Genomic DNA, 17,015 nt, shown 5'->3' with positions numbered 1-17,015 from the left:
CGTAGGCTTCACCCCTGTGAGACTCGAAACGGGTTGAAGATCTCGCCCGGCCGCCTCCTCGCATCGAAAGCATCGGCAAAGTGGCGAAGTTCCACCTGATTGGAGCCGTCCTTAATCGCGCGATTGCCCGCATCGATCAGGTAGTTCTTAAGGTGCCCGATGCACCCACCGGAGGCCTGGAAAAGGCGATAGGCGAAATCTGTGGCGCTGAAGCCGGACTTCTCGAAGGGCATTTCGAGGTCGAACTTGTGGCACATAGCACGAAAGTGCTTCCGATCATGCTCATCGTTCCAGTCGTAGGGTGACAGGTGCTTGTGCTCCAAGCCACCTCGGCCAAGCAACTGCGGGTCTTCCGCGATGATAGAATAGGTCTCCGGCAGGCCTATGCAGGCGATGTTGAACCGGTTCAGGTTCAGCATCTTGCGCAGAAGCCCTCGTGCGAAGGCCAGGATCCTCTTGTTCTTTTCGGGGAAGAGTTCCTGCGCCTCGTCGAAGATAACGAACTCGACTTCAGCACGCCGCAGTTCACGCAGGATCACGTTGATCAGATTGGCGTTGGTCATGCGAGAAGACACTGTAAGTTCGAGCGCATCTGCGATGCTGTCCAAGATACCACGGGGCCCACCTTCGATGGGGCAATCGACCAGAAGGACAGGGCGCTTGATCCCGTCTTGACCAACTCGCGGCTCATGTGCGGCGACGATGTCGTTCGCTGCGAAGCTTTTACCGGTGCGACTTGGTCCGATCAGTGCGCAGACGGACCCACGGCTATGAATGCCGCCTTCCACTGGCATGTAGAAGTGGTTGAGAGCCTGAATGGCTTGTTGATGGTTACGGTGATCAACAAAGATGTCCCGGATGCGCTTCTGGCGCTCGCCAGGGGTGACGAGGGAATTGTCATTCATCGGTGCGCACTCCCGATGCCATCTCGGCCGCGAGCCGATCGATTTCGTCGTCGTCTTCTTCGGTGGACATGGTGTGCCAATGGGCATTCACATGTTCTGGCTGCGCGACATGTTTCGCAACCGCTGCGCCCTGCTCTGTTCCAATCAATGCAGGCGTCGAGACAATGGGAGAAAGAGGCATGGGTTCGTGCCCCTTGGTCGACTTTCCTTCTGCGGCAATCTCCGGCTGCAGAAGCTGCAAACGGGGCCCGTACAGAAAGCGCACAAGGTTGCGTTCAAGCTTTTTGCGGGTCCCTGACCGCAGCGCCCCCCGACCGGCTTCGATGATTTTAGCCTTCGCCTTCATCAGCGCGACCGGGTCGCTCCGCTGCTCCTCACGGATGAGCTCATGCTGGCGACAAAGCCGATGCTGATGGACAGAAAGGCCATTCGCATAGCTGGCCCATTTCTCGACGGCAGGAAGCGTGATGATCTCATCCGCATGGCGACTGTGGAGATAAATCTTCGACAGGTCATACGGATCACGGTGGACCTGATACTTGGCGGGCTGCCCAGCACTTGACTTCAAACGATGATCGGGATGCGTCAGGATGCGATCGAGCTCACGAGACCAATAGCGGATGTGGTCCCATTCGACCCCGTACCTCTGGACGGTGCGTTCTTCGTGTTCTCCCGCAAGAGCCACGAAGAGATTCACGTCCGGGAGGCTCGGGACGTCGAAAACACCAAGCTTGTCACGCCAAGCATCAATCGGCCTACGAGCCACGCCAGGCACTTGTCCCAAGGCGCGGTTCGGCCTGACATTATGGACTGTGACGATCCACTTGGTCACCATGTCGCGAAATTCAGCCATGGTCAGAACAGGAAGCTCAGGCTCCTCGTATTCGCGGTGCTCGACCGCATTGGAATGCGTGGTTCCAGGCAGGCGGTGGGCAAACCTTGCCACCTCGCCCATGAAGCGCTCGACAAGCCCCTTGAGCCACGGCTCGCGGGGCGGAAGGCGACAAATCTGAAAGCCAAGCTGGGCTGCAGCGGTCTGAAGGTGACTGTTGGCGAACTCGCGGCCATTGTCGATGAAAAGGCTCTCGATCCGGCCCATGCAAGGCCAGTCTTCGTCCTTGAGGCCATCAATGTGGCTAATTTCCTTTCGGTAGGTGGCGTGCTTGATCCCGTCCATCACCGCAGCATAGGTCGGCACATCGAACGTCACCGAGAAGCCGAGCACCATGCGGGTGGCGCGATCAAGGAGGGCGAGGAGATAGGGACGGCCCAACAGCGCCCCTGACTCTGCCACCAGGATGACATCCATCGGCGTGAAGTCGATCTCGACCTCTTGGTATGGGCGCTCAGGCAAGCGACGCGTCTGGAAGGTCGTGAACTTTCGACGGGCAGAATACTTCCCGACCCGGCCGGCTTGGACAACGAAATGTGAAAGCTTCTGAGAGATTTCTCGCCGCAGCGTCGAGATGCTCGGTGCGGCTAGCGTTCCATCCTTGCGGAGGAAGCGCTGAGGAGCAACCTGACAATACTTCTTGCCCTCCGCTGTCTGATTGAAGTCGTGGATGAACGTCTGCGCCTCGACGTGCGCATCTTCTATGGAGCCACCTTGCAAATAGCGGTCAACAGAGCGATCCAGCGCTTCCCGCAAAATCGGAGGCATCCTCGAACCTCGCTTACCCTTGAGGTCGTGCCGGGCGGCATAGGCGGCAAAGCCGATCTCGTTGAAGTATGCATCATGAAGGCGCTTCCAGTTGATGACCGATCCAGGGGAGGGCGGTTGCCGATCTCCAAGCTGTTCCGCCTTCTCCGCGATGCGCGCTTTGATCCAGGGCTTGCTCGTCCGATAGCCATCGGGGTGATCGCTAATGTACAGGACGTACTCATGCTTGCGCGAAGCGTCGCACTGCGCTGCCTCCGTCAAAACCTGCGGAGCGAGCGGGGAGAGAGGTTGGTGCCGGGTGGGCCGCGAACGAAACTTCAGCTGCCCCGAGCCATGAAGGCGTAGTAATTCGTCATCGGACTTGAAGATGGGCTCGTTGGTATTGAGCTTAAGCAGGAGCCATTTGTCGCCGTGACGGGATTGCGCAAGGCACTCCTCGCCTTTGAGCCAAACAACATCCCTGGCAGCAATCCGCAGCCTCGGATAAAGGGAGGTCGGCTCATTCGGTTCTTTGAAGGCAAGCGCGGAGGTCATTCACCGACGCTCCGGAACCTGACCACGGTGTCACGGCTATACTTCGTCCGCTCGTCGAGGATGAACTCGCCGGTCAGAGCCAGGCGCATGATGGCACCATAGACCTCCGCGGGGGTGCCTGCCTCGATTTCGCACGAAGCGCCGGATAAGCGCGACAATCGCCGTCGCAAACCGACGTGGGCCGTCCTCGCGGCGATCGAGGCCGCGCAGAAGCAGCCGCACGCGCGTGAGTTTGATGCGATTCAGAAGGCCTGGGCATGGGTGGCGCCAATGGATGCTACGCTCCAGTCTCTTCTCACGATGCGCCATGAGGCTGAGCCGATTAGCTGGATCAGCAAATCGGAGCTCGACGCGCTCGTTGACATGGCGCTTGGCGCGCCGGGCGTCGTCGCAGGCCGCGCGCTATATCGCCACCTGCCAGAGCTGTTTAACTATGAGGGTCAGCATTACAGGAAGCTGGCGCGGTTCTGCTGGACGAAGTTGCGGACCTATCTTGACCGTCCTGTCTTTTGGTCGGTGTTGCCGGGAGATGACGCCACAGCCAAGTATCAGCGCGCCTGCGTCGAGGGATGTTTCGAGGCAGTGCTCGACGAACATTTTTGGCTCCGCAAATCGAAGGTGGGCTCAACCGGTCTCATCGACGATCTATCCGCAGCACTTTCAGCCAATGTCGGTACGTTCGGTTTCCAAGGGCGCGCGCGGAAGGAAAAGATCCGCATCCGCTGTCATGCGGCCGTGCCGTTCGGCGGAACCGAGAGCGATGCCCTGCGACGGGAGCAGGATGACAACAATGAGGCTCCTGCACGCTCAGAGGAGATTCGGAGCGCATTCAACACGCCCTTTTGGCCCTATATCCTCGCAACAACCTCGGTCGGGCAGGAAGGCCTTGATTTTCATAGTTGGTGCGATCGCCTCGGGCATTGGGACCTGTGTTCGAGCCCTGTAGACCTCGAACAACGCGAGGGTCGCGTACAGCGCTTTGGCGGGCTCACTGTCCGTCGCCCTCTCGCCGACAAACTCGGCAAAGATGCGTTAACCGCCGCCCGCCATGGCCTGACGTCTCCATGGGACTTAGTGGCGGGCAACGCCAACGAAGCGTTCAAGGAAGACGAGACAGGCATGACGCCATGGTGGACGCTCCCGGGCGCGGAGCTCAAGCGCCACCTGTTCGTCCTGCCGCAGAGCCGCGACATTGATCGGTTTGCCAAGCTGAAGGCGCAGCGCCTGCTCTACCGCGTAGCGCTGGGACAACCTGACCAAGAAGATCTTGTCGAGCTTCTCATGGACGACGATCCAGAGGCGATGCGATTGTTGCAGGGCTTGACTCTGAACCTCTCAGCCTTTGCGCACCGGAAAACCGGCTAGCTCATGTTTGCTGCAAAAAAGACTATTCGACATGTCTGACCTTGCAGCTTCGGAATGTTCGGTCCCGGAGTAAGCTGACGCTCAGCAGTTAGATCCGGTTAGATCCGGAGCGTCGGGTTTGTCCCAGTTCCTGCTAATCAGGAAGGCCGTGGAAACCTTGCTCGTTTTTAACCGATCTACAGGCGAGCCGCGGTGACCGAGATGAGGGCGCAAAGCTGATGGCGGTCTTATGATCTCAGAGGTGAGCGGTTGCCTTCGTCTGAAAAGGATCGATCATTGATCGAAATTTCAATAGCTTGCGCCTGAGAATTGTCCAAACTTCTTGGATTTTGTCCAAGCTTCTGTGACGTCCCACAGTTTTCGGTGCCGGCTACAGGATTCGAACCCGTGGCCCCCTGATTACAAATCAGTTTTCATGCTTTTCCCACTGATTGCTATACAGCGGCATAATATCTCATAGATCACTGATATATAGATAATATATATAACTGGGCAGTTGCCTGCCAATGCCACTGAATGCCCATTGTTACTACTGGCGGTGGTTGCTATGTGGTTGCTGAGAAGCAACCGTAGGGTGGTGGTTGACGTGGTGAAAATTACCAAGAGGGTTGTCGATACGTTGGAATCCAAAGGTTCGTCTCCAGCGTTTCTATGGGACGATGCCCTCCCGGGGTTTGCCGTCAAGGCGTTGCTTTCCGGAACCAAGCGCTATGTGCTGAAGTATCGGGTTGGTGGTGGGCGGGCGGCCAAGCAGCGTTGGTTGACACTGGGCACTCATGGCCAGTTGACGCCTGACCAGGCGCGTGCCTTGGCTCAGCAAGCACTTGCCGCAGTGGCGCGGGGTGAGGATCCCCAAGCCGAGAAGTACAAGTCACGCAATCAGCCAACGCTGACGGACGTCTGGAACCGGTTTCGGGCGGAGCATTTACCGCAGCGGAAGCCTCAAACGCGCTACGAGTATGAAAACCAGTGGCGTGAGGCGATTGCACCGAAGCTTGGCAGGGTGGCCATTGACGATGTGACCCGCAGTGAAGTGGACCGGCTACACAAGAGCATGCGTCTTACCCCCTACCGCGCCAATCGGATATTGGCATTACTGTCTCGCCTGATGACGATGGCCGAGGTTTGGGAATTGCGACCTGCTGGATCCAATCCATGTCGCCATGTTGAGCGTTTTAAGGAACAGCCGAGAAGTCGCTATCTCTGTGCCGAGGAACTAGTTCGATTAGGGGCCACCATGCGCGAAATGGTGGAAAAGGGTAATTTGTCTCCGTCGGCTGCGAATGCGGTCCGCCTCTTATTGCTGACGGGTGCGCGACTGAACGAGATTCTGACAGCTCGTTGGGATTGGGTCGATCGTGACCGTTGTGTGCTCTCTCTTCCCGACAGCAAGACCGGGGCAAAGCCGGTCTATCTAAGCGCTGGGGCGTTATTAGTTTTGGACGATCAACGAAGTCATTCAGCTGATAATCCGTACATCTTTCCAGGCCGGAGCGCCGAAGGCCGCATGATCAACTTGCGCAAGCCGTGGGTACGTATCTGCAAGGGTGCAGGTCTGGACGGCGTCAGGCTGCATGATTTACGGCATACTGCTGCCAGCATTGCAGTAGGGCAAGGCGCATCACTTCCCATAATCGGGCGATTGTTAGGGCATTCACAGGCTCAGACCACACATCGCTACGCGCACGTTGATGCCGATCCAGCCCTTATCGTCGCCAACGCGATTGGCGACGTGCTCGTCGCCAAAATCTCCGGCTAATACCAACGTGCATTGTTCACGACCCATGCGCCCACTGCGTCAATCCGATGGACATAATGCGCCATAATTGGCTGACCAGGTTGCTCCAGGCGAAGCAGCAGTAGTTGACGGTGTCGTCGTAGGGTTAGAAGATCCTGTTCGAGAGCCAGTTCTTGCGCTTGAACTGCCAGACGTTCTCGACCGGGTTGAGCTCGGGGCATCGCGGCGGCGGTGGCGACAGGGTTGTGTTGGGTGGCACGACTAGCCCGGTAGAACCGTGCCTGCAGCCTGATCTAGAACGACCGCGGCGTGGGCGCTAGCTTGAAATTGCCGTTGGCTGCCAGCACAGGTTCAAGCTCAAGCTGTTGCCATAGAAGCGCTGCCAGGCTGCGGCGCGGTGAATGGCCCTCGGTCTTGCCGCTGAAATGGCAGCGTTTCGCGAGCGAGCCTCCACGCCCAATGTACACCAGCCCACCAGCAGCTGGGACCAGATCGGCCAAACTGCATCCCTTACGGAGGAACAAGGCGTAGACTCCCGATGTAATCGGTAGCGTCAGCTCGCATCTTGGCTTCCGAGGCCATAAGTATGGGTCGATAACATCGAGCGTTGATCTGCCCGATGGGCCGTGTGCAACTAGTCGCGTCGTTTCCGCTGTCTTTCCCTTCCTGGCATGGACAGATGGGCTGGCGTGTGGACGGATAATGCTCAGCACGAAGGCCAAGTCTTCCGGGCCGTACGTCCATTTGCTATTCCCGAGGTCAGCGAGCGTCCCACCGAAATGTTTTCGGAGCCGGGCTCGAGCGGACTTTGCACGGATCCCTTCGCGCCGGGCGAGGTCCGCGATCGAATAGGCACCTTTTGGCAGTCGGCTTATTCCAGTCACGTGTCGCACATCCAACGCTGTCCAAGTGGCAATGCACCATCAAAGACAGCACGAAAACAAACGAATCCGGAACTCATGAACGTTATCTAATTATGACACCAAACGCGGGCGGCGATGTGGAAATTTGGTTGGATAGTGGCAACTTTGCGCCCTCATGTCGGTCATTGAGGCTCGTATGCCGACTGCCGAAAAGCGGACAAGATTCTCAATCGGCGTGGGTGGCTGAATCGGGGGCATTCCTGCCATGCGTGAGCGGCGCGTCTAGCGGCAGGTTTCGTCGGGAACGGACACTCACTCTCGCCAAGCCGCTGCTGCGCCAGCGCCGCAACCGCCTTGTGGGATGGGGCGGAGGGGTGACGGCGCCCAATCCCGTCGGCAACTCGGTGCCCTGCGCGCCAGACGCAATGCATTGGTGGCGGTCGATGGACTGTCGACCCATGTCATCTTCTACGTTTCGGTGCCGCGCGACATGGTGCATTAATGCCCCGAGACCCTTGCCGAACTGGCCCGCTTTCCCGGTGCGGGCGCGCGCAAGTTGGAGACCTGGGGCGCGGAATTTATCACCGTGGTTCGCAATCATTTGCTAGGCTGACGCACTGCAGTTGACACGGGGGTAGACTCTTGAAATGCATGAGCCACACCTACCGGGGGGATGCTACATGACCAGATTTCTCGCATTGATCTGCGGCACCGTGCTGCTGGCAGGTTGCGCCCAGCGCCCCGAATCCGTGATCGTGGAGTTCCACCGCGCAGTTGAAGACGGGCAGCATGACAAGGCGATGAGCAAGCTTTCGCCGCAGCTAACCGGGATGCTGGGCGAAGAAAAGCTACGCGGGGTGCTGGCCACGCAGACTGAGGAGATCGCCGCTTGCGGGGGCATCGCCGATATCACCACCGATCTGAACGGCGACAAGACGGTGCAGCGCGGCATGGTCAGTATCACCTATGGCGGCACCTGTGAGCCCAAGACCCAGAAGGTCAAGCTGGTCAAGATCGACGACGAGTGGAAGATAAGTGCTGACAAATAGACCGCTGGGGCTGGCGCGTGTGGTCTTGGCCGGGCTGCTGATCTGGCCGCTGGCGTCCTTCGCCCCCGGTCGTTCCGAGGTTGGCCCGCCGCAGCCGGTGGGTGAGATACGGGCAGCGGCGTTGCAGGACGGCGACATCATCTTCCGGCGCGGGAGAGATCTGATGGCGGCGAGCGTGCTGGCCGCCGATGGCGCGGCGCGCTTTTCCCATGTTGGGCTGATACTACGCGCAGACGAGAATGAGGGCGAGGGTGCGCTGGTGATCCATGCCGTGCCGGGCGAGGATGGCGGTGCCGGCGGCGTGATTGCCGAACCGCTGGCCGATTTCCTCGCGCCCGAAGCCGCCGCCGATCATGCGATCTACCGCCCGCGCGCACTCACGCCCGGCCAGCAGGCGCGCCTGCGTTCGGTCGCGCTGGGGCAGGTGGGGCGGCCCTTCGATTACGATTTGCGTCTGTCCGATCCCGGCGCGGTCTATTGCAGCGAGTTGGTGCTGCGCGCCTTTGCAGAAGCCGGGGCAGGGCTGGATGAGGGCCTGCGTGAAGTCGACACGGTGATGATGGCCGAACCGGCCATCGCGCCCGATTCGCTTCGTGCCTCGCCACTGCTGGCAAACATCACCGCGCGCGTCACTCAGCCCGTTATCAGCCGATAGAACAGCGCCTCGGCAATTTGGACGCGGCCCACTGTCTCAGCCCCGGCGAGGTCGGCGACGGTGCGTGAGACGCGGAGCATCCTTATTTAGCCGAGCGCGGACAGGCACCGCTTCTCAGCTGGTTGCAGCAACAGCTTGTGTCCCGCCTCATCCGGCTGGTCATAGCATGACCAGCCGGGGCCGAATAACACCTATCGCCGGCCGAGCCTGAGGGAGCCGCACCTCCTGGCCCGGCTGCGAGCGGCTCTGACGACGCTCAACCGAGGCCTCCCACAGAGGGACCTGCGCATTGCCGAAGACGAACTTAGACGATACAGGACAGTTAATCTGGCGGTATCATCCAACCGAGAGGTCTTGAGGCCCCTCAGGGAGGGCATCAAGGTCGAGGTGAGAAACGACCAGAGCCGGTTCGAGGATTTGCTGGTTCGGGTGAGCAACTGGAAGAACCAAGCCAACAACGAATTTCTGGTCTCCAACCAAGTGTAGATCGAGGGTCTGCTTCACAAGCGGCGGCCCGACACGATTGGCTACTTCAACGGCCTCCCTCTGCTGCTGGCCGAGTGGAAGTCACGCACCTCGCCACTGGCCGACGCCTAATCCCCACGATGCTCCTCGGCCATCCGCACCGCACGGTCGCGAAACTCAGGTAAAAACTTTTTCTATTTAGTGCTCATTTGGCTACTTCTGACTATTACGAGCCTCCGGAAAACCCTGGACGCGTCATAGCGGGTGACGGACGCTCCGAGCTTCCTCCTCTCAGGCAGGTGCGAGCCCCAAGATCGACTTGATCTCGGCCAGCTTTCGGAGGTTTGGGCAGCTGCTGTGCGAGTCGAAGGTCTTACTTGGCTCTGTTGAGACCGCGCAGGCGCAAGCGGTCCAGCTTCAGGATGCGTTTGAGGTGAGCGAACAGCGCCTCGACCTTCTTCCGCTGCCGGAACGCACAAGGCTGGCAGTCCTGCTGGCCGGCCCGCATAAGGATCGATCCATCGTTATCGATGTCGCTACGCGGATTGCTGAAGTTGCGGTTGGGCCGCCGCAGTCGATGCCCGGCCAGACAGATGCAACCGACGCTGGTTGGAGCTAAATTTGGTCAGCTGAATTTTCGCAAGACCTGCGCGAGCATACCGATCAGTCACGACCGTGCTCGCATTCGACCTAACGATCTGATAATAAAATCAGGCGATTGATGTATAGCCAACGGTAAAGGTGTTCCAGTTCGCGGCGGTGATGGACGCAAAAAGGATCGACAAAAGATGCTTTCACTAATTCTTCTAGCAGCTGTGCCCGCAGGTGAAGCCTTCGCGTGCACCCCGGTTGCCGTGTGGGATGGTGATGGACCAGTTTGGTGCGATGAAGGTCCACGGATCCGGCTCGCAGGCATCGCGGCGCGCGAAATCGACGGTTCCTGCAGCGCCGGCCATCCTTGCCCGAGTGCGAATGCGATCGATGCGCGCAACGCGCTGGTTCGCCTTTTGGGTGAGCCCACCGGGGTGGGCCCACATGGCCACGTCACCGTCCGGGGCCCGACGATGAAGTGTCTCTCGGACGGGTCTGGTGGTGGAAAGCGCACTGCAGCTTGGTGCATATCGCCCAAGGGCGGGGACCTGTCATGCGCAATGGTTGCATTGAAAATGGCTCTTAAGTGGGACCGATACTGGAAAGGCCACGTCTGCAAATGAATGATTGGGATCAGAACCAAAAGCATTCATCGGTCCCATTGAAGGTCGAGCTCATAGCTATAACGGTCGCGAGGGCGCTGACCTTGGTAGCCACCATGATTTTCCTCCTTGGACCCCGTCCATCTGACGCGCACCCTGGCGGTCTTGCTGCCGATGGTTGCCATAACGATCGAAAGAATGGTGGGCGGCATTGCCATCGCAGTACTAATGCAGTTCAGTCGACTGAGCGTCCAAGCAAGGGCAGCGTCTACTACCCAAATTGCGCTGCAGCGCGTGCGGCCAATGCGGCACCAGTCTATCGTGGGCAACCGGGATATGGGCGGCACCTCGACAGGGACAATGATGGCAAGGCCTGCGAATAAGGTGTTGGTACTGATGTGATGGCGTGGACGGTCTCTGCTACGGCGTAGTCGTGTCATGACGTAGCTGGTGATAGGTCAACGTCCAAGAGGCGGCAGATGAAGCAGGAGGTTGTTGCCGTCGAATTGGATCTGGCGGAGAGTTTTTTCCAAGTGCACGCGATCGGCGACGACCGTACCGTCCTCGTCTGCCCCAAGCTTTGATGAGCAAAGGTGATCGGCTTTTTTCCACCGATCTTCCAAGTTGCGTTGTCGGCACGGAGGCGGCGCATCATGGGGCTCGGGAGCTCCAAAAGCTGGGGCCCGATGTTCGACTGATGCCAACTGCCTTTGTGAAGCCCTACGTTTAAGCTCGGTAAGACTGATGCAGCAGACGAAGAAGCGATCTGCGAGACGGTGACGCGTCCGACGATGAGGTTTGTAGCGGTGAAGATTGTTGAACAGCAGGCGGTGTTGATGCTCCACAAGAGCCGCGACCTGATGGTGCGACGGCGGACTATGCTATTCAGCGCCTTGTGAGGGCACCTGGCTCATTACGATATCGTAACCGGCGTCGGCCCGGCGGCGTGACTGTAGTGATCATAGCGTTGCATGACCGGCAGGGAGAGCTGCCTGTTCGTGCTCGGTCAGCACTGCATGGCCTGGCTGCCCAACTGAGGGCGCTGGCCAGTGAGGTCGACCGGTTAGAGGCGCAGATTTGAGTGGCACCTCGCCAACGAGACGAGCCGGCGGCTCGCCACCATCCGGGGAGTCGCTCCGATCACCGCGTCGGCCATATCAGCGGAGATGCCAGATGTGTCGCTGTTCTGATCAGGGCGCCAGTTCGCGGCATGCCTCTCGAGCGAATAGCCCCGGCGGCAAAGAACTGCTGGACGGGATCACCAAGCGGGGCGATGACTACTTACGCCGCCTGCTCGTGGTCGGTGTTTTGGCAGCGATGCGTATGACGCGCAAAACGCTGATCGGCAGCCGTGGATGCCCCAGCTCCTCGAACGCAAGCCTGCGAAGATCGCGACAGTCGCGCTTGCTAACAAGACAGCGCGTATTGCCTGGGCGGTGATGTCGCGCAAAGAAGTCTATTTGCCGCCCGCCGCGTGCCCGTCGTTCGCACCGCCGAATACTGGATCCTGTGAGGCGTCCAGCAGGTTTAGCAAAGGCCGTGTTTATAACCCTGGGCTTTGCGGATGCTCAAGGTTGCCGCAGGCGTCATGGAAAGCGCTTCCTGCATCCTGACCGCGTTCGCCTAAACCTGCCGGGGTGGCGGATCTGTTTCTTACCATCGCTCTCGAGTTGGAGTCTGGGACTACGTCGCTTGCGCGGCAGTGCCGCCAAATCCCCGATCCCAGTTCGTCAACTCACTCAAGCCCATCGCCCCCAACGCGGTCAAACAGACGACAAACACCCCGCACATCTTCCTTATACAGCGACGATCGACACCTACACCGAGTGGCCGAAAAGCACACCATCTTTAATAGGATGGGCTAAAATTGTCCATCAAACTAAGCCAACTTTTCGCCATTTTACACCTCAAGTTGTGCCGAACATTCTGACAACGGGCAGGATCGAGGGGATCAGCTCTTGGGGTCGGGCCCGTATGGGTTTTGGCCATTCGTGCCTGGGAGCGCCAACACGACGATGAAGCCCAGGCCGATCAGGAAGCCCACGAAGGGTATCAGAGAAAGCAGGCCGGCCAGCACGACCAGCCATCCCGAGAGGCCGCGATCATGCAACCGTCTGACGGTGACGGCCACTGATGGAATGAGCAGGCCTAGCCATATGAGGAAAATAATGCCGACCAGCACATCGCTGTTTACCGCGCCGGCTACTCCCAACATGAAAAAAAGCGGTAAGATCACGAAGAGTTGGAAATTCCAGTACTCGCTGCGCCGGGCGCGGCCTTCGAAGACTGCATAGCGTTTGAGCGGCAGCATGGCCCATCCTGGGCCCGAGCGCTCGATTGCAAAGTCGACATTTGGCGCGGTGGCGATTGTCCGCTCGGATGAATTGAGCTGGGGCTTGATCCTTAGCGCATTGCCGGGACGGGCGGGCTGGTCGGCTCGCGTGGCGGCGATTTCCGCCTCGATATGGGCCAGACGAACGGCCTGGGTCTCGTTGGAGTGCGGGGCGGATTGCTCAATCACCGGCTCCTGCTTGGGCAGGGAACCTTTGATTTCGTCGAACAGGGGGGCCAGTTCGGGACATGCCCCGGCCTCGATGATCAACCCGCTGCCTGGTCCCGATTCGAAATAAACCGGCGTGGGGCGATCAAGCTCGCCGTTCTCGATCGCGCGGCGCCATTGACGCATCAGAGTAAGCCGCCGTTGCTTGCCTCCGATTGACGCGGTGATCGCAGGATAAATCCCAATTTCCGACATATTCCGTTCATTTCCAAAAAGCGCTTGGCGAATCGTAATTACCCTTGCAGACTGGAGTTAAATAAAAATTCTGCTTTTGTCGGGGGTAAATTGGCAAAGAAGGTGTCTGCAGGACCGAACTGGTTAATGATTGCCGGTGGTGGTGCGATTGTAATTGCGGTTGCTGCTGTGGTGGCCATTTTCGCTTTTTTCCGTTCCAGTGATGATCCTGATATGAGCAAAATCGCTGCGTGTCTTCCCGGCTCTGTTGCCGAAACACGCGCCCGTGGTGCGGACTTGCAGCGCAATCTTGGCAATGTCGTGGTGTACCTCGATGCTTCAGGTGGGATGGCGGGCTACGCGGCGGGTCTGCCCAATGCGATCGGCAATCTTTCCACCATCGCACGCGATTACACCCAGAGCAGCCTATATCCGGAGGGGCAGAAGGGAAACGTCACCTTCCGCAAGTTCGGCGAGTACCAGTTCGATCCCGTCGCGCCCTCTCCACCCGCTGTCATCGAAGACACCGGTGCCTTTACCCGTCCGGCCGCCTACACCGAAAAGGACTCGCGGATTGCTGACCTGCTGAAGTGGATCAAGCATGAGCGCAGCACCGGCACTGCGCCCCTGTCGGTCATCGTCACCGACCTCATGCTGGATGACAAGCAGGCCGCCGACCAGTTCGAGACAGCAGTGGGCGGCTTGCTGCGCAACATGATCATAAAAGACGATCTGGCGCTCGGGATGATGGCCGTACGGGTGCCGTTCAGCGGGAAGATTTTCGTTGGCACCACAACCATCGAAGCGACCCTTGGCGACCGCCCACTGGTGATCATGTTACTGGGCGATCCCTATCAGGTGCGCAGATTCTACGAATATCTCGGCACGACCCAGGCCGCGCCTTTCTCCGACGACACGCCGGCATTCGACCGTGCCTTTGCGCTGTTCGGGCTGGAGGCCGGGTCGATCGTGCTGGCAGAGCCGAGTGCGGAAGGGGTGTCGCGTGCGTTCTCCCAGCTTCCAGCTAAGACCCGCGTTCCAGGGGCTGAAGATATCCCCTCGGTGCGGTTTGATCCATCCGCCGAGGAAAAGGATACCAAGGCAGGGATGCAGCTGACCCTCGCCGCTAACGCCGGGGTCGCCGACTTCGAAGTTATCGGCAACACGCCGGTCTACTCGGCGTCGGTGTGGAAGCTTGAAAAGACCAGCCTCACCCCGCAAAAGTGCAAGTCTGGCGCGGCGTGGCTGAACGTCGGGGGGCTTCCGCCTTCGGGCTGGAAGGTTGATGGCCAGAACGTGACCTACCGCCTGACTGCCGAGGAAATGGAGCTGGCCGGGCTCACGGATGATGGCCTTTACATGGTCGAACTTGTCGCCGGTCAGCGGGGGGTGGTCAAGGATCACCCCGCGGCTGCCTGGATGCAGGACTGGTCGATGGCCAATCCCGAGATCATCGCGCGCCTGACGCGCCGCGGGGGGGCGGCCCGGATCGGGGTGCCCGGTTTGGAACCCCTGCGCCGCATCCTGTTGGCCGAGTTGACCATGCCCGGCAGCGAGAAGATCAAGCGCACAGCGACACATCTGATTATCGAGACCGAAAAATAGGGAGGCACGGCGTCAATGATCCAGGCCATGTTCAAATTTGTTGCCGTGTGGTTTGCCGCACTCCTTTTGACGGGAGCCGCGGTCTATTTCAGCAGCTCCAGTGTGGATGCGCTTGATCCGGTGATCGAGATCGAGCGGCAGAAGAATTGCGACAAGGCAGACACCGCTTTCGATACCGGCGGCAAGGCCCAGTGTCTCGAACAGGTAGAACGCTATCTGGAATCGGAACTCGCCGATGCGCGGTCCAATCTGGTCTATTGGCATACAATGGCTGGGATCGTGGTTCTCGTGATCGGGTTGATCTTCATGGTGCAGATAGTGCAGCGCAGTGCGACTGCCGGGGTGCCGGCTGATTTCCGCTCGATGAAGGGGCCTTGGCTTGGTTATCTTCTGGCCATCCTCGGGGTGGCCGTGGGCGCGGCGGTGCTGGCCCATGTCACCGAAGTGTTCGGTCAATGGGCATCTATCCTCAACCCTGCGCGCGGCTGGGGCATCCCGACCTTCATGTCGCTTGTCTGGCCGCTGGCCTACTGGGGCGGAACCCTGCTGGGCACACCTGACAAGATGAAGCCTTCCATCCCGGGCGCGTGAGCCCCGCCGGGGCCCTAACCTATTTGCTCTACGAAACGGATCGGCAGTTATGAATATTATCATTGGCGTTGGGGGGACGGGGGCCAAGGTGGTGGAGGCGGTCCAGCATCTTGCCACGATGGGCCTTGGCCCCAACGCGCTGTCCATCGGCTTTGTCGATCAGGATGAGAGCAACGGCAACCTTATCCGCGCCCGCACGGTGTTCGACGCCTATCGCAAGGCGCGGGTGTCGTGGCGCGACGGCTCGACCCACCGGATTGCGGGGACGGACGAATGCCCGTTGCTAAAGACCAATCTCTCGGCGCTGGGCGGAGAGGGCGGTTTGTGGATCCCGGACGCTCAGCCCAACACGACGCTGGCGCGGGTTTTCGGCCCGATGAACGAGGACCAGTTCCTGTTTGACGCCCTGTTCGATCCCTCAAGCGATCCGGAACAGGCCGAACAGCGCCTCGATCTGAGCCAGGGTTACCGCGGGCGCCCGCATATCGGCGCGGCGGCCATGACCTTGCGGGCCGAGGCGCGCAGCCGCTTCTGGGATGCCATTACCGAGGCGATCAAGGGCGCGGGCCAGCAGGGCGCTGTACGAATCCTGATTGCCGGATCGGTGTTTGGGGGCACCGGCGCCGCCGGCTTCCCCACCATCGCGCGGCTGGTCCGCAACCGGCTCAAGGATGAGGGAATCGAGCGCAACGTCGACATAGGCGGCATCCTGATGTTGCCCTATTTCCGCTTTCCCGACCCCGGCGAGGATCAAGATCAGAACGTCGCGCGCGCCAACGAGCAGCAGGCACAGGCTCGGGGTGCGCTTCTGCACTATCAGCACATGCTGGGCGATGGCGGCAACGAGGAGGGAGAGCATATCTTCGATCAGCTCACGCTGGTAGGCTGGAGCCCGCCTTTCAAGATCGATGTACATTCCAAGGGCACCGGCACCCAACGCAATCCGGCCCTGCTGCCCGAACTGCTCGCCGCTTGCGCTGCGATGCATTTCTTCCATTCCGGCGCGCTCGACAACGGCGGCGGTGAACAGAGGATCACTGTCTCGGCCCGGCGCGACGAGAAGGCGGTGGGCTGGCCAGATATTCCGTCCGTCACCGAAAACGTATCCGAACAGCGCTATCTGCAAGAGGCCGTTGCCCGGTTCCTGCGTTTTGCTGCGGCGTTCAAGTACTGGAAGCCGCAAATTTCCGACCCGAACAAGCGCAAAAGTCTCCAGCGCGACCGGTGGTACAAGGCGCAAGGGCTCGACCAGATAGGTTGGCAGGATGACAGTCCCGCGCAGGCGCTGGATGATCTGGAAAACCTTGTCGACATGGCGCTCAGCTGGTGTGCGGCGATCGATGCCTATGCGCGGCGCGATGCCGACCACCGCTTCGGCCTGTGGAACGTCGGCGAGCCGCTGGTCGAGCGGATCGCGTTCGACCGGATCGACGAAGACCCGCGCGTCACGCTCGCGCTGTCCGACGACCAGTTCCGGCGCGTCTTCAATGCCATCGCGATGAAGTATTCCGACATCGACGAGGACATGCCGAACGAAGCGAAGCTGGCCGACTACCTCACCGAATATGCGCTCGAAGGGCAACACGAGAAGATGGGGCGCTTCATAGCAGCGCTTTACAACTTCAGCGATGTCCGCCCGATCGACGATAACTAGAGCC

The 17,015-nt window shown here is 59.7% G+C and carries 11 protein-coding genes and 5 pseudogenes; 10 read left to right on the top strand and 6 right to left on the bottom strand.

The window, feature by feature from the left end:
- Positions 1-8: 8 nt before the first annotated feature.
- Both ACLBKT_RS09365 and ACLBKT_RS09360 read right to left on the bottom strand, forming a co-directional pair.
- The gene (locus tag ACLBKT_RS09365) at positions 9-905 is read right to left on the bottom strand and encodes a TniB family NTP-binding protein (protein WP_410182644.1); all 897 of its coding nucleotides are present in this window, start codon (positions 903-905) and stop codon (positions 9-11) included.
- Positions 898-3,099 carry a Mu transposase C-terminal domain-containing protein gene (locus tag ACLBKT_RS09360; protein ID WP_410182643.1) on the bottom strand — a complete coding sequence of 734 codons (2,202 nt, stop codon included), beginning with the start codon at positions 3,097-3,099 and terminating at the stop codon, positions 898-900. The genes ACLBKT_RS09365 and ACLBKT_RS09360 overlap by 8 nt, the downstream gene beginning before the upstream one ends.
- A gap of 114 nt (positions 3,100-3,213) precedes the next feature.
- Between ACLBKT_RS09360 and ACLBKT_RS09355 the strand changes: the two genes are divergently transcribed.
- A complete protein-coding gene (locus ACLBKT_RS09355) occupies positions 3,214-4,464 on the top strand; it encodes a hypothetical protein (RefSeq protein ID WP_410182642.1) in 1,251 nt (416 codons plus the stop codon).
- A 577-nt stretch (positions 4,465-5,041) separates the two neighbouring features.
- A complete protein-coding gene (locus ACLBKT_RS09350) occupies positions 5,042-6,223 on the top strand; it encodes a tyrosine-type recombinase/integrase (protein ID WP_410182641.1) in 1,182 nt (393 codons plus the stop codon).
- Positions 6,224-6,239: 16 nt separating this feature from the next.
- Here ACLBKT_RS09350 and ACLBKT_RS09345 read toward each other — a convergent pair.
- Positions 6,240-6,517, bottom strand: a pseudogene (locus ACLBKT_RS09345) (IS630 family transposase); the annotation flags it as partial.
- Between the two features lie 1,228 nt (positions 6,518-7,745).
- Here ACLBKT_RS09345 and ACLBKT_RS09340 point away from each other — a divergent pair.
- A complete protein-coding gene (locus ACLBKT_RS09340; RefSeq protein ID WP_410182640.1) occupies positions 7,746-8,114 on the top strand; it encodes a hypothetical protein in 369 nt (122 codons plus the stop codon).
- On the top strand, positions 8,101-8,769 hold the full coding sequence (locus ACLBKT_RS09335) for a YiiX/YebB-like N1pC/P60 family cysteine hydrolase (protein ID WP_410182639.1): 669 nt from the start codon (positions 8,101-8,103) through the stop codon (positions 8,767-8,769). Before ACLBKT_RS09340 ends, ACLBKT_RS09335 begins: the two co-directional genes overlap by 14 nt.
- On the opposite strand, the pseudogene ACLBKT_RS09330 reads toward ACLBKT_RS09335, so the two are convergent.
- Positions 8,748-8,924, bottom strand: a pseudogene (locus tag ACLBKT_RS09330) (ATP-binding protein); the annotation flags it as partial. The gene ACLBKT_RS09335 and the pseudogene ACLBKT_RS09330 overlap by 22 nt on opposite strands.
- A gap of 49 nt (positions 8,925-8,973) precedes the next feature.
- Between ACLBKT_RS09330 and ACLBKT_RS09325 the strand changes: the two are divergent.
- Positions 8,974-9,255 (top strand): annotated as a pseudogene (locus ACLBKT_RS09325) (type I restriction endonuclease); the annotation flags it as partial.
- Positions 9,256-9,525: 270 nt separating this feature from the next.
- Here the strand turns inward: ACLBKT_RS09325 and ACLBKT_RS09320 are convergent.
- Positions 9,526-9,703 (bottom strand): annotated as a pseudogene (locus ACLBKT_RS09320) (IS5/IS1182 family transposase); the annotation flags it as partial.
- 741 nt (positions 9,704-10,444) lie between these two features.
- Between ACLBKT_RS09320 and ACLBKT_RS09315 the strand changes: the two are divergent.
- Both ACLBKT_RS09315 and ACLBKT_RS09310 read left to right on the top strand, forming a co-directional pair.
- Positions 10,445-10,810: an excalibur calcium-binding domain-containing protein gene (locus ACLBKT_RS09315; RefSeq protein WP_410182638.1), complete on the top strand. Its 366-nt coding sequence runs from the start codon at positions 10,445-10,447 to the stop codon at positions 10,808-10,810.
- A gap of 96 nt (positions 10,811-10,906) precedes the next feature.
- Positions 10,907-11,896, top strand: a pseudogene (locus ACLBKT_RS09310) (IS110 family transposase); the annotation flags it as partial.
- 482 nt (positions 11,897-12,378) lie between these two features.
- On the opposite strand, the gene ACLBKT_RS09305 reads toward ACLBKT_RS09310, so the two are convergent.
- Positions 12,379-13,182 (bottom strand): DUF805 domain-containing protein, encoded by an 804-nt coding sequence (locus tag ACLBKT_RS09305; RefSeq protein WP_410182637.1) that lies wholly within the window; start codon positions 13,180-13,182, stop codon positions 12,379-12,381.
- Between the two features lie 24 nt (positions 13,183-13,206).
- Between ACLBKT_RS09305 and ACLBKT_RS09300 the strand changes: the two genes are divergently transcribed.
- Genes ACLBKT_RS09300 through ACLBKT_RS09290 form a run of 3 tightly spaced genes read left to right on the top strand, consistent with a single transcriptional unit; the run spans position 13,207 to position 17,011 of the window.
- Positions 13,207-14,766: a hypothetical protein gene (locus ACLBKT_RS09300; RefSeq protein ID WP_410182636.1), complete on the top strand. Its 1,560-nt coding sequence runs from the start codon at positions 13,207-13,209 to the stop codon at positions 14,764-14,766.
- Positions 14,767-14,781: 15 nt separating this feature from the next.
- On the top strand, positions 14,782-15,357 hold the full coding sequence (locus ACLBKT_RS09295) for a hypothetical protein (RefSeq protein WP_410182635.1): 576 nt from the start codon (positions 14,782-14,784) through the stop codon (positions 15,355-15,357).
- Positions 15,358-15,406: 49 nt separating this feature from the next.
- Positions 15,407-17,011 (top strand): tubulin-like doman-containing protein, encoded by a 1,605-nt coding sequence (locus tag ACLBKT_RS09290; protein ID WP_410182634.1) that lies wholly within the window; start codon positions 15,407-15,409, stop codon positions 17,009-17,011.
- Positions 17,012-17,015: the final 4 nt, after the last annotated feature.

The organism is Erythrobacter sp. W302b (assembly GCF_046452395.1).
In the GTDB taxonomy this organism is placed as follows: domain Bacteria; phylum Pseudomonadota; class Alphaproteobacteria; order Sphingomonadales; family Sphingomonadaceae; genus Erythrobacter.
This window is presented reverse-complemented; position numbering and strand designations above follow the sequence as displayed.